This is a genomic window from Paraburkholderia megapolitana, assembly GCF_007556815.1.
Classification (GTDB): domain Bacteria; phylum Pseudomonadota; class Gammaproteobacteria; order Burkholderiales; family Burkholderiaceae; genus Paraburkholderia; species Paraburkholderia megapolitana.
Window position 1 is genome coordinate 2,056,127 of the sequence record NZ_CP041745.1, and the last position, 14,692, is coordinate 2,070,818.

3 protein-coding genes are annotated in these 14,692 nt (G+C 63.5%); all 3 read right to left on the reverse strand.

Annotated features, from left to right (window positions below):
* Positions 1-14 precede the first annotated feature (14 nt).
* From FNZ07_RS22600 to FNZ07_RS22610, 3 genes are read right to left on the reverse strand one after another with little or no spacing between them, the layout of a single operon-like run.
* Positions 15-9,122: a non-ribosomal peptide synthetase gene (locus FNZ07_RS22600; RefSeq protein WP_245811659.1), complete on the reverse strand. Its 9,108-nt coding sequence runs from the start codon at positions 9,120-9,122 to the stop codon at positions 15-17.
* Positions 9,123-9,160: 38 nt separating this feature from the next.
* Positions 9,161-13,081, reverse strand: coding sequence for a non-ribosomal peptide synthetase (locus tag FNZ07_RS22605; RefSeq protein ID WP_091016601.1), 3,921 nt, complete (start codon positions 13,079-13,081; stop codon positions 9,161-9,163).
* Positions 13,069-14,688, reverse strand: coding sequence for an MBL fold metallo-hydrolase (locus tag FNZ07_RS22610; protein ID WP_091016603.1), 1,620 nt, complete (start codon positions 14,686-14,688; stop codon positions 13,069-13,071). Before FNZ07_RS22610 ends, FNZ07_RS22605 begins: the two co-directional genes overlap by 13 nt.
* Positions 14,689-14,692: the final 4 nt, after the last annotated feature.

Below are 14,692 nucleotides of genomic sequence, written 5' to 3' on the forward strand. Positions count from 1 at the left end.
TGCACCGGCCCGCATCATGTTTTCTCCTCGAGCGCGTCGTCGGCGGTGGGCTCGGGTGCGGTCTTCAGACGAAGACCGACACGAACCCGTGGGCTGGCGGCGGGCGCATTGCTGGAGAGCGCAATACGATCGACAGGCGTGTCCGGATCGCGCCGGAAGACTTCCTGTATGTCGAGCAGTCGATCGCGCATCGCGGCGATGGTCGCGGGACGGAACAGGCGGGTGTTGTAGATAAACTGGATCAGGTGCTTGCCTTCGCTCTCGACGATCTGGAAGGACAGATCGAACTTCGCCGTCGTGTCCGTCTGCGAGATGTCGGCGATCTGGAGATCCTGCCGCGCCGGCGGTACAGAGATGTAGTTCGCCTGGATATCGAAGAACGGGAAGTGATTCGCCGGCGTGCGTACCTTCAGATCTTCCAGCAGCAGATCGAACGGATAAGACGCGTGCTCGATGGCTTCCGTAGACGCTTTCGAAACAGCGTCGATCACCTCGTTCACTGTTGCGGATTTGTGCAGCGGCACACGCAATACAACGGTGTTGAGAAACACCCCGATCTGCGCTTCGAGCTGCTCACTGTCGCGCCCGGCCGACACGCTGCCGATCACGATATCCTCACGTCCCGTATAGCGATGCAGCAGCACGCAGAACGAGGCCAGGATGACGGAGTAGGTCGAGGTATGGCGAGCGCGCGCCAGCTCCGCGAGTCCGGCAAGCTGGGTGTCCGACAGTGGCAGATCGAGTGTCTGTCCGGTATGGCTGAGTCGCTCGGGACGCGGGTAATCGAGTGCCAGTTGCAGGCGCGGTACCGGCGCCGCGAGCTTCTCGAGCCAGTAGTCGCGATGCGCGGCCGCGCGCGGACTTTCCAGATGCGCATTGTGCCAGGCGGCGTAGTCGCGGTACTGGATGGTGAGCGCCGGCAGATCGCGACCGGCATACAGCGCATGCAGATCGTCGGTTAGAACGCGGATCGACCACGCATCCGATATCACGTGGTGCATGTTCAGCAACAGCAGATGCTGCACCGACGAGAGCCGGATCAGCTTGACGCGCAGCAGGGGGCCTGCGGCGAGATCGAACGGTTGCTCCGCTTCCGTGCGGATTAGCCGGTCGATTTCCTCCGTCGAAGTTTCCTGCGCGAACTGCATCTGCTCGACCCGGAAGCCGGATTCCGCGCGCGTCAGCACGCGTTGCCGGAGACTGCCTTCGATCATCGCAAACACTGTGCGCAAGCTCTCATGCCGATCGACCAGCGCATCGAACGCACGGACAAGGCGCTCGGTATCGATCGCGCCGTTTAGTTGCAGCGCACCGGCCATGTTGTACGTCGACGGATCGGCGCTGCGGCTCGCAAGCCAGATGCGCTTCTGGGCACTCGACACCGCGTACGACGGTTGCGCGGGAAGCGCCGGGATGATTTCCTCGGCATCGACGGTCGTTGTGCCAACCAGCTTCTTCGCAAGCTCGCGCGGCGTCGGCGCATGGAAGATATCGACGATCGCGACGCCCAGTTTCAGTTCGCGCCTGATCCGGCTCACCATCTGGATCGCCTTGATGCTCTGGCCGCCTTGCTCGAAGAAGTTGTCGTCGATGCCGTTCGGCTGCCGTCCGAGCACTTCGGCGAAGATGCGCAGTAGCGCCGCTTCGGTCGGTGTCTGGGGTTCGGCCGACACGGCTTCGGGTACGTAGGAGGTATCCGGAAGCGGCAGCGCAGCGCGATTGATCTTGCCGTTGGGCGTAACGGGCAGGGCCGGCAGCAGCATCACGAAGTCGGGCACCATGTGGGCCGGCAGTTTTTCGCGCAACGCCTCACGCAGAAGCGCGGATGTCCAACCGGTTCCCGATGCGTAGCCGCACAGGTATTTGTCGCCGCCTGTGCCCTCACGTGCGACTACGACGGCATTGGAGATGCCTGCAAGACTGGTCAACGCCGCTTCGATGTCGCCAAGCTCGATGCGATATCCGCGGACCTTGACCTGGAAGTCGCGGCGTCCGAAGAAGTGAATATTGCCGTCCGACCCGAAGCAGCCTATGTCTCCCGTGTGATACAGCCGTGCGCCGGGTTCCGTGCTGAACGGATCGTCGCGGAACACGGCCTTGGTGCGTTTTTCGTCGAACAGATAGCCGCGCCCAACCCCGGTTCCCGCGATGCAGATCTCGCCCTTGACGCCGACCGGACAGAGATTCATGTCCGCGTCCACGACGTAGAGGCGCAGGTTGGCGATCGGTTTGCCGATCGGAATCGCAGGCAGGTTCGGGGCACGTTCCATCGTGTAGTGCGCGACGGAGTCGGACGCTTCGGTCGGCCCATAGGCGTTGATGAGCCGGACCGTCGGATTCAGGTGGAACCAGACCTGTGCGGAGGACACCTGCAAGGTCTCGCCGATCGTTACCAGCGTGTCGAGGTGCTGGAAGGTCGGCAGCGCGTGGCGTTCCAGTTCGACGAGAAAGGTCGCCAGATAGGACGGGACGAATTGCATCGCCGTGATGCGGTCACGATGCAGACTGTCGATCAGGAGCGTGGGCTCGAGGATGACGGCATCGGGATAGATCACCGTGGTGGCGCCCGACACGAGCGCAGCGAAGCATTGCCAGACGGAGATGTCGGAGCAATGAGAAGCGGTTTGCGCAACCGCACTGTGCGCGCCGAGTTCGACACGACGCGCCATCGCGAGCACGTGATTCAGCATGCCGCGATGTTCGACCATGGCGCCCTTCGGCTTGCCGGTCGAACCCGAGGTGAAGATCACATACGCGAGGTTCGCGGGCCGGGAACAAGGCAACGAGGGCGCGTCTGCGTGCTGTTCGTCGGGCAGGTGCGCGGGATCGATCATCGGGATCGACGACAGCGCCGCTGGTGCCACGCAGTCTCTCGCGACGATGATGATCGGTTCAGCCGCCGTGAGGATGGCCTCGACACGTTGCGCAGGGTAGGCGGGGTCGACGGGAACGTAGGCCGCACCCACCTTCCAGATGGCCAGAATGGTTTCCAGCATCAGGTCCGAGCGGGGCATCCAGACGGCGATGCGGTCGTCGGGCTGGATCGCTGCCGTTTGCAGAAGATGCCGCGCGATGCGATCGGCGCCTTCGACGAGATCCCGATAGGTACGAACCACCGTACCGTAGCGCACGGCGACGCGCTCAGGATGAGCGGCCGCCACGGCCTCGATCAGTTCAGGCAGCGTCCTGTCGGAAGGAATCGCCGTGAACGTGTCGTTCCAGTCGAGCAGGATTTCGTTGCGCTCGGCTTCGGTGAGTAGCGGAATGCTGCCGTTCGGACGATCGTCGGCAGAAGTCAGGCCGATGAGCAGGGTTTCGACATGGCGCAGCAGCCGGACGATCGTGTCGCGATCGAACCGGCCATCGTCGTACAGCACCTGCAACGACAACGATTCACCCGGTGTCACGACCAGCGTTAGCGGGTAGTTGTTCGGATCGGCAATCTGGAATTCGCCGATCCGCAGGCCGTCGAGTGCATCGGCCAGCGCTTCCTCGACCGGATAGTTCTGGAAGATCAGCAGACTCTGGAACAGCGGCACGCCCGGCGGCAGATCGGCGAACTTCTGAATTTCGGCGAGCGGATAGTGCGCATAGTCCTCCTGCTGCGCGAGATCGATCTGCAACTGCGCGAGCCACGCGGACGTCGGGCGTTGGTCGATGCGTACGCGCACCGGCAGCGTGTTGATGAAGAGCCCGACCATCTGGTCCGACTCCGGTAGCGAAGCCGGGCGACCGGAGACGATCGTGCCGAACACCACATCCGTTTCGCCGCTGTAGCGGCTCAGCAGTTGGGCCCATACGCCCTGGGCGATCGTGTTGAGCGTGACACGACTGGTTTGCGCGAACGCGACGAGATTGCGCGTATCGGCTGCGGAGAGCAGAAGCTGTTCTTCCACATAGGTGCCAGGAGCCGCCGTTCCATCGAGTTCGGGGCGTCCCAGCACGAGCGGCGTCGGCGTGGGGAAATCTTCGAGCTTCGTCTTCCAGAAATGCTCGGCGGCCGCAGGGTCCTGGCGTTCCAGCCAGCGCACGTAGTCGTGGAAAACCGGTGGTGCGGCGCGCGTTGCGCCCGTGTTGTCGGGCAGGGCCTGATAGGTGGCCACTACTTCGCTTAGAAGCAGCGCGGAACTCCAGCCATCGAGCAGGATATGGTGGTGGCTCCAGTAGAAACGCCATGCCTGCGGACCCAAGCGGAAGAGTCCGAGGCGCGTCAACGGAGCCCGCGTGAAGTCGAAGCCGCGTTCGCGGTCTTGCGTCAGATATGCGTCCCAGCGTTGCTCTGCCTCGACGACCGAGACCGCGCGAAGATCTTCTTCATGCCACGGCAATTCGACGCGACGATGCACGACCTGCACCGGGTTTTCGATTTCTTCCCAATGAAACGAGGTGCGCAAGATGTCGTGCCGGTGTATCACCGCATCCCACGCGCGGCGGAACCGTTCGACATCGAGATCCCCGTCGATACGGAAATTGAGGCTGCTGAAATACGCGTCCGATTCCGGCTCGTACAGGCTGTGGAACAGCATGCCTTGCTGGGTCGGCGTCAGCGCGTAGATGTCGGTGATCTCGTCCGGGATGCTCGTGATGAGCGTCTGCAGTGAGGCCGGTGACAGACCGGTCGCTGCGTAATCTGCAACAGAAGAACCTGAAGCGGAGCGGTGGTCCGCGACGGACTGGGCCGTATGCCCAGCGACGAGCGATTCGAGCGCCGCGATATAGCCCTGCGCGAGGCGCTCGATGTTGGCCGTGTCATGGAAGGCCCGGCTGAACTCCCAGGCCACATGCAGACGGTTGCCGGTGACGTAGGCGTTGATATCGAGCAGATGCTCGCGCTGCTGGTCCGCATTGCGACCATCGCCACTTGCCTCGGTCGCCTGTTTCCAGTCTCGCGCACCGGTGAACACCTGATCGGTCTGCCCGAGGTAGTTGAACAGCAACTGGGACTGCGGAGCCGCACCGATAAGCCGATCCTGCAGCAGACCGTAAGTGATACCCGCCGACGGTACGGTGCGCAGTTGCGCCGTGATCGACGCAACGAGGCGAGCCGGATCGTGCGCTTCCGCCTCGACTTTCAGCAGGACCGGGAAGAGGGACGTAAACCAGCCGACCGTGCGCGAGACGTCGAGGTCCGTAGTGACTTCTTCGCGGCCGTGTGCTTCGAGATCGAGCAGCACCTCGGCCGATCCGCTCCAGTCACTGACGGCTCGCGCGAGCGCAGCAAGCAATACATCGTTGATCTGCGCTTCATAGGCACGCGGTGCGGCGCCGAGCAGTGCCGTGGTCGCGGCTTCGCCGAGTTCGACCACGATCGTTTCGGCCGACGACACGGAGTTGGCGTCGGCGGCAGCGGAGCGATCGAGCGGAAGACCGGGCACGGTTGCATGTGAGAGCGCCTGCCAGTGCGCGAGATCGGCATCGGCGGCACCTGAGCCGGCCCAGTTCGAGATCGCGCGGGTCCATGCGGTCCACGACGAACCACTACCGGCGAATTCGGGCGCATTGCCGTTACGCAGGCGGGTATAGGCTTCGTACACGGTTTCGAGCAGCGCACCCCACGACACACCGTCGATCACAAGGTGATGCGCAACCAGCAGCAGACGCGCCGATCGCCCTCCATCGAGGCGGAACAGATCCGCACGCAACACCGGACCACTTAAGAGATCGAGGCTCGCATGAGACTGCGCGACATGCTGCTCGAGTTGATCGGCCGCGATATCGAACACACCGACGGGAATCTCCTGATCGTCGACGACCTCCTGTACCCAACTGGACGGATCGGATGCTCCGGCGTGGAAGCGCAGCCGAAGCGCATCGTGCCAGCGTGCCGCGTGCCGCAACGCATGACGTAGCGAGCCTGCATCCAGATCCACTGGAACTTCGAGCAGCACAGCCTGGTTGTACTGGTCCTGGTCGACTTTGCGCTGCGCGAAGAACTGCTTCTGAATCGGCGTCAACGGCAGCGGACCGGAAGCCGCGACAAACTCCGCCGCCTTGATTTCGCTGTGGGTCGCCACAGCGGCGAGTTCGGCAACCGTCGGATGCTGAAAGATCAGCCGCGTCGTGATTTTCAGGCCCGCTTTTGCCGCCAGCGAGACGATGCGCATGCTGAGAATCGAGTCGCCGCCCAGCGCAAAAATATTGTCATGAATGCCCGGCGACGGAATACCGAGCGCCTCGCCCCAGATGCGGCACAACAGCGTTTCGGTGGCGTTGCGCGGCAGCGTCGGTTCCGGTCCGGCGGCAGCAAGCGTCGACCGGTCGAGCGCCGGCAACGACTTGCGATCGATCTTGCCGTTGCTGCTCAACGGCAGCGAGTCGAGCACGACATAGATGCCCGGCACCATGTAGTCCGGCAGCGTGGTCGACAGGGCCGCAGCGATCTCGGCGTCGCTCAGCGACACGCCTTCGCGGAAGGCGACATAGGCGCACAGCGCGGCACGGCCGCCTGCGTCGCGGTAATCGAGCGCAGCCGCCTGGCGGATGGCGGGAATGGCAGCCAGTGCGTTATCGATCTCGCCCAGTTCGATGCGATAACCGCGAATTTTCAGTTGATGATCTTTGCGTCCATGCAGCAGGATCGTCCCGTCGGCCAGATAGCAACCGATGTCGCCGGTGCGATACATGCGGACACCGCGCCGCGGATGGAACGGATCTTCGAGGAAGGTCTCGCGTGTGCGCGCTTCGTTGTTCAGATAGCCGCGACCGACCGCGACGCCGGACACGCACAGCTCGCCGGATACGCCGATCGGACACAGATTCATCTGCGGATCGACGACATAGATACGCACATTGCGGATCGGCTTGCCGACCGGCACATACGGTGTAGTCGGCGCGCGATCCATGCTGTGCTGCGCGATATCGTCGGAGGCTTCGGCCGGACCATAGGCGTTGACCATGGCGATGTCGGGGAACGCCTCGAACCACTGCGCGACGAGCGCGGGGCTGACCATCTCACCGGTGACGAGAATGTCTCGCAGGTGTCGCAGCAGCGCCGGCTGTTCCGACGCGCGTTCGAGCAGGGCGGCCAGGTAGGAAGGCACCAGTTCGAGAAGACTGATCTTCGTGGCTTCGAGATACTCGAGGAAACGTGCGGGATCGCGCACGAGCTCGTCGTCGACGATCACGGTTTTGCCGCCGGCGAGCGGTGCTGCGAAAAATTGCCAGACCGAAATATCGAAGCAATGCGGCGCGGTCTGCGCGATCACCGACGAGGGCGACAGCGAAAACTCGTCGATCTCGGCGAGCATGTGATTCAACATGCCCGCGTGCTCGACCATCGCCCCTTTGGGCTTGCCGGTCGAACCGGACGTGTAAATCACGTAGGCGAGGCTGTCGGGCGAGACAGGCCGGCCGGGGTTGGACGCATCGGCGATCTCGTTGTCGACGGCGTAGTCGGCGTCGAGGTACACGACCGGCGCGAGCGCGGCCAGATCGGTGGGGAGCAGGCCGTCGCAGGTGACGATCGCATCGGCGCCGGAGTCTTCGAGGATCGTGCGGATGCGGCTCGGCGGATAGTTCGGGTCGATCGGGATATAGGCCGCGCCGCACTTCCACACGGCGAAAATCGCCTCCATCAGGCGCTCCGAGCGGTGCATGCAGATGGCGACGAGCGAGTCGGGCTTTAGCTCCGCCGCGGCCAGCAGGCGGTGCGCGGTGCGGTTGGCGCGCGCATTCAGCTCGCCTGCGCTCAGGACAGTATCGCGGTACTCGACGGCCGGTCGTTCCGGGTAGACGGCGGCGGCCTGTTCCAGCCGATGCACGACGGTGAGTTCGGCGTCGAACGGCACCTCGGTGTCGTTGAACGTTTCCAGAAGCTGATGACGCTCGGCCTCGGAGAGCATCGGCAGGCGCCCGAGCAGACGGTTCGGATCGGCCTCGAACGCGTCGAGTGTCGCGGCCACATGACCGAGCATGCGCCGCATCGTGTCTTCATCGAAACGCTGCGGATCGAACGACAGCTCCATCTTCCAGTCGTCGCGCGCCGTCACCACGAATTCGAGCGGAATGTCGGCACGGTTATAGAGCTGTACGTCGTCGACCGCCAGACCGTGCGCGCCGTGCGTCAGCGACTCGTCGAGCGGGTAGTTCATGAACGTCACGTTGCTCTCGAACAGCGGCGTCGTGAGCGGCACTTCGCTGCAACGCTGGATATCGGGCAGCGGGGTGTATTCGAACGGCGCGCGCGAGGCGACGCGCGCCTGGATCATCTTCAGCCACGGCACGAGCGGCTGCCGCGGGTCGACGCGCACGCGTACCGGCACCGTGTTGATGAACAGGCCGAGCATGCTTTCGATACCCGGCAGATTGGCGCCCCGACCGGAGACTACAGCGCCGAACACCACGTCCGTTTCCGCGCTGTAGCGCGACAGCACGAGCGCCCAGGCCGCCTGAGCGAGCGTGTTGAGCGTGAGCTGATGGCGTGCTGCAAATTGCCGCAGGCGCGCGCTGAGATCGACCGACAGATCGGCCTGAACCTGCGCGAGGCCCTGGCCAAAGCGCTCGCTTGCCTCTGCACGTGCCGCCGTGGGCAGCGGAGTCGGCGAGTGAAAACCTTCGAGGTAACGCGTCCAGTAGTGTCGCGCGGCCTGCGGTTCGCGTTGCTGGAGCCACTGGATATAGTCGCGATACGGGCGCACCGCCGGGAGCGCCGACGGCAGGCCCTGCGTGAGCGCACCGTAGACCTGAAAGATCTCTTCGATGACGAGCGACAGGCACCATCCATCGGCGAGGATGTGATGATGACTCCAGCTGAACAGATGCGTCTCGTCCGCTACCCGCACGAGACGGCACCGCACAAGCGGTGCGCGATCGAGCGCAAAGCCTTCGCTCAGATCGCGCTCGAGATGCTCGCTCCAGCGCGTGTGCTGCTCGTCTTCCGCGAGATCGCGCCAGTCGTCCTCGACCCACGGTAGCGCGGCGTGCGCGTGCACGACCTGCATCGGCTTGTCGAATTCCTCCCAGTGGAACGACGTGCGCATCACCGGATGCCGATCGACGAGCTGCTGCCACGCCGCACGAAACAGCGCGGAGTCGAGACTACCGACGATGCGGCAACCGAGCTGATTAAAGCTGCTTCTCGAGCCGGGCGAATGCACGGCATGAAAGAGCATCGCCTCCTGCATGGGGGAGAGCTCGTAGATGTCGGCAATGGTGGGGGTTGTCACGATTTGATCCTCGAGACCAGAACGTCCAGCGCTTGCTGGCTGATGCGCGCAGCCGGAAAGTCCGTTGGGCTCAGCCCGGGCTGAGCGTCGCCATCGCTGCTGGCGGCGACGATCGACAGCAGACGGCTGCGGTAGCACTGCGTCAGGTGTTCGATGACGCCGGGTTCGCAGGCTGCGCGACTGTAGTGCCAGGTCAGGCGCAGACGGCCCTCGAACACAATCCCGTCGATCTCGAACAGGTGGGCGCGCTGCGCGCGCGGGCTGTGTTCGGGGCTATGGAAATCGAGCACCGGTTTCCAGCCGGTATCGTCGGCGAGCAGGCGATCGATCTGGCCCAGGTAGTTGAAGCGCACCGGCGCGGGCGGCTGCTGGGCCAGCTCCGCGGCGATGCGTGCGTCCTTGCCGAGATAGCGTGCGACGCCATAGCTGAGTCCGCGCAGCGGTACCGCGCGCAGTTGTTCCTTGACGTTGCGCAACGCCTCGGCGGCCACGCTGGCGTCGCCGGCATTCAGCAACACGGGGTAATGCGAGGTGAACCAGCCGATGGTGCGCGACGTATCGACACCTTCGAAGATGTCCTCGCGGCCGTGGCCTTCCAGATCGACCACCAGCGAAGCATTGCCGGTCCAGTCGCCGAACGCGAGCAGCAACGCGGTCAGCAGGACTTCGTTGATCTGGGTATTGAAGGCGCGCGGCACGTCCTGCAACAGCGCGTGCGTCTGCTGTTCGTCGAATTCGACGACGACCGACCCGGCGTCGCCGATGGTGCCAGGAAGCATGTCGGCGAAGAACGCCTGCGCTTCGGCGTCGCTCTCGCGCCAGTAGTCGAGACCCTCGAGAGCCGTGGCACCGAGTTCGCCGAGACGGTTCGACCAGTCGCGCCAGGCCGTCGTCTTCGCCGGAAGCTGCACGGCATTGCCCGCTTCGATCTGACGACACGCCGCGTACAGATCCTCGAACAGGATGCGCCACGAAACGCCGTCGATCACGAGGTGATGCGCGACCACGAGCAGACGCTGCGGTTGCGCCGGGCCGAACTGAAACAGGTGTGCGCGCAGCAGTGGCGCTGTGGATAACGTGAAGCTTTCCTGCATCTGCGTGGCGATCGCGAGCATGGCGGCTTGCTGCGCAGCGGGCGTCATGTCGGCCAGCACGGTGACCGCGAGCGGTATCGCGAGAGGGGCTGCCGCATGCGATTGCTGCCAGGTATCGCCGGTGCGTTCGAAGTTCAAACGCAGCGCGTCGTGATGCGTGACGACAGCCAGCAGCGCCTGCTCGATCACGTCCGCCCGCAATGACGCGGGCACTTCGATCATGGTCGACTGGTTGTAGTGGTGCACATCTTCCACGTCCTGCTCGAAGAACCAGTGCTGGATCGGCGTGAGCGGTGCCGGGCCGGCGACCGGCTCCTGCGAAATGCTGACAACCGGCGCATCCACGGCGACCTGTGCCAGTTCGGCAATCGTGGGATGAGCGAAAAACTGCTCGGCGGTGAATTTGAGGCCGATCTGCTGCGCCCGCGACATCACCTGAATGATCAGGATCGAGTCGCCACCCAGTTCGAAGAAGTTGTCGTGCACGCCGATCTGAGCGTGGCCCAGCACTTCGGACCAGACGGTGCCGAGACGCGCTTCGATATCGTTGCTGGGCGCCGTGTAGCCGGTTTCGCGTTCGACCGGTGCCAGTTCCATGGCGGCCAGCGCCTTGCGATCGATCTTGCCGTTAGGCGTGAACGGAATGCGTTCGAGCGTCACGATCGACGCCGGCACCATGAATTCGGGGAGGCGTTCTTTCAGATGTTCGCGCAGGCCGGCGGTGCTTGCGGTAGCCGGTGCGACATAGGCAACCAGTTGCTTGTGTTGCGCAGCGTCTTCGCGCACGAGCACGATCGCTTCGGCAACGTCGGCGTGCTGCCGCAGCGCCGCTTCGATTTCACCGAGTTCGATGCGATAGCCGCGAATCTTCACCTGCGCGTCGCGACGGCCGGTGATTTCCAGATTGCCGTCCGGTAGCCAGACGCCGAGATCGCCGGTGCGATACAGGCGCTCGCCCGCTTCGAACGGGTGGGCGATGAACGCCGCGGCAGTCAGGTCGTCGCGGCCGACATAGCCGCGCGCGAGTCCGATGCCGGACACGCAGATCTCGCCGACGCAACCCTCTGGAGCCAGCGCGCCGTGCTCGTCGAGTAGATAGAGGTGAATGTTGTGGATCGGCCGGCCGACCGGCAGACGGGTCCCGTACGCGGTGGTCGCGTCGACCACATAGTCGGTGATGCACACGCTGGCCTCGGTGGGGCCATACGAGTTGTGGCACGAGCGTGTCTGGGCCAGCTTGCAGATATCGGCCACGCGCGCGTTGTCGCCCGCGCTGATAACCCGCTTGACGCTACCGAGCAAGTCCCAGTCGAGTGCGTTGAGATAAGCCGGCGCCGCATTGATCGTGGTGACGCCTTGCTGCGCGATGTATTCGACGAAACGCGGTGCGTCCTTGATCACCGAAGTCTTCGCGAGCACGAGGCGTGCGCCCGCGAGCAGCGTGACGAAGATCTCCATGATCGAGCCGTCGAAGCCCGGCGAATAGAACTGCACGAAGCGGTCGGTGGCATCGAAGCCGAACGTGTCGACGTGGTACTGCGCCATGTTCAGCAGACCCGCGTGTTCGAGCACGACACCCTTCGGCACACCCGTCGAGCCGGAGGTGTAAATGATGTATGCCGCGTCGTTGGGCTGGACATCTACCGGTGAAGACGTAGGCGCAGCTTCCAGCGTATCGAGCTGAAAGTCGAGCGCGAAGATGGGGATTTCCCAGAAATCGGCGAGCAACGACAGGTGTGTCGAGTGCGTCAGCAGTGCCTTGACTTTAGCGTCCTCGATCATGAAGCGCAGGCGTTCTTGCGGAAACTCCGGGTCGAGCGGCAGATAGACCGCACCTGCCTTGAGCACGCCGAGCATGCCGACGATCCAGCGTTCCGAGCGGTCGGCCACTACGCCGACCGTGTCGCCGCGTTCGATTGCGTATTCGCTGAGCAGGAAGCCGGCGAGGCGCGACGCCTGGTCGTCGAGTTGCGCGTAGGTCAGCGTTGTGTCGACGGTCGCGACTGCAATGCTGTCCGGCGCCGAGGTCACAAGTTGCGCGAACTGCGCGAGGAAGGTGCCCTGTACCGCAACGGGCGCCGCCTGCGAACGCAGGCGCGCGCGCTCTTCGTCGTCGAGCAGCGAGACCGTATCGAGCGGCGCATCCAGTGCATCGAAGCTGGCGAGCACGTTGCGCAGATGCCGTGCGAAATGCTGCAGATAATGCCGCGTGAAAACCGTCGGTCGGCCCGTCAGGACAATTTCGTAGCCTGCGCGATGGCTGATCTCGATCGACAGATCGTGGTCAGTCGTGCGCGAGGCTTCGTGCAGCCCGTCGAAGCGAATCGCGACATTGGTCGTGGGCGTTTCGCCGTGCAGCTTGTGGGCGAGCGCCGCGATAGGGAAATCCTGGTACGAATAGCTGCGCTGCACGCGGTCGCGAACCTGGTTCAGATACTCGCGAACCGTGGCACCCGAACGGATACCGTCGATCAGCGGAACGGTGCCGCCAGTTTCCGCTGCCGGTTCGACGATCAGGTGCGGCGAATCCATAAACAGCCCGGAGTGGGTGTCGTAGTGTCTGAGCACATGGAAGACAGCCGCCAGCACCACGACGAACGCGCTCAGGTCCTTGCCTGCAGCAAGTTTCTCCAGCACCTGCGCCGCGGCGCCATCGAGCTTGAGCGTCTCGACAGGTTCGGGCCCAAGCGGCAGCGCATACGCCTGCCACGATTGCTGAAGACGAAAGTCGCCTTCGATGCGACCGAGCGCGTCGTGCCAGAACGCCATGTGGTCCTGGTACTGCCCGCTGGTCGCGAGCGTGTTGAGATTTAGTTCTGACAAAGCACGATCTCCCTCTGCGCGTACAGGCTTTCGGATGTGATGCCTTTCGCCTTGCAGTGCTCGACAAACTGGGTGGACTGGATCAGGCTCGGCGAGTTTTCGTCGAAGGTGTTGTCAAGGAGGTGGTTCAGCCACGGCTCCTGACCCATCGCGTAGACATAGGCCGCGCTGAACGGGTAGTGATCGACCAGCGAGGTTGCCTCGGCGACGTTGCAACCGCGCGCGCGGCGCGAGTTGTTGATGTCGCGCGGTAGCGCCTTCGGAAACAGCGGACCATAGACCCACGACGGCCGCGCACCCTCGGTTTCCATACCGAGAAACAGGGTGTCCGGCCTACCGGTGATGCGGAAAATATGCTCGTACAGGCTCGGGTCGAGGTTGCACGAATCGGCGATGCTCAATACCGAGCGCGTACCGAAGCGGATCATGAAACCCGCCTTGCTCTGGATCGCCAGATCGTTGTGTTCGCCCATGAACGGAATCGCGGTGATGCTGCCGCCTTCGCACACCTTGAGTTCCTGCGCATCGCGAACCTCGATCACGTTGTCGAAACCGACGTTGCGCAACGCGAGTTCCAGCGACGGGTCCTGCGGGAAGCCGTCGCAATTCCTGCCGACCACCACGGTCTTGACCTTGTGGCGCAGCTGCAAAAGCGTTTCGAGCACGATGTGATCGTGATGGCTGTGCGTGATCAGCACGTAGTCGATCTGATCGGGCAGATCGGCGTACGTGTAGCGCGGCAGATCCGTGTCATAGCCGTAACTGATGACCGGATCGAGCAGGATGCTCACGCCGCGGCTCTGGATCAGCATGCAGGCGTGGCCGTAGTAACGGATGCGGATATCGTCGCCGTCGAACGAGCGATCCTGCTTGAGCTCAGGCGCTTCCTCGACGAAGAAGGAGCGGAACAGCGGCTCGTCCTTCTCCTCGATACGCATCAGGTCGACGATTTTCGCGTAGCTGCCCGGTTTCTCGCGCATGCTGAACAGCGTATCGAGCGCGCGGCTATCGAAGGGCATGTTGCAGAACACCGTGCGCTCGTCCTTGAGCCGCGGTGTGCTGAGAATGAACGGGCGCGGCGTGTTTTCGTCGATCGCGGACAGCGCAATGCTCTGGGCATTGCGCGCATAGAACGGGCTCGCATACAGCAGACTCTCGAAGACCCGGAAGGAGGGGTTGTGTTCGAGGTCGTAATAGATCTCGACAAAGCCTTTCAACGCTTCGGGAATCTGCGGATAGATCGGGTCCGTGGCCATCCCCTTCGCCTGTTCGAGCACGAGCGTCGAGAATGCCTTGTAAGCGGCGGCGAGTTCGAGCTGCTTCGCCGCGCGCTCGGTGGTTTGTTCGATCAACGCGCGAATTTCATCGACACGCTGGCCACCCAGGTTGATGAACGGACCGCCGCGCATGGCCGGGTTGTTGATGGCGGCCGCATGCATCATCGGCGATGCAACGTAAGACTTCATCCGCGGCAGGAACCGCTCGGCCACATTGAGGGCGGAGGTCAACGGCGGAAGGGTGTGAAACCACGCGTACCAGCCATTGATCAGCGGATCGAACTGAATGTTGGGTCGCAGATAGACTTGCGTGCTGGACGAGATAGTCACTCGA

What these genes read in the sequence shown, in the direction of transcription:
- FNZ07_RS22600 (WP_245811659.1), bottom strand. Translation starts at nt 9,122, where the DNA reads ATGCAGGAGGCGATGCTCTTTCATGCCGTGCATTCGCCCGGCTCGAGA.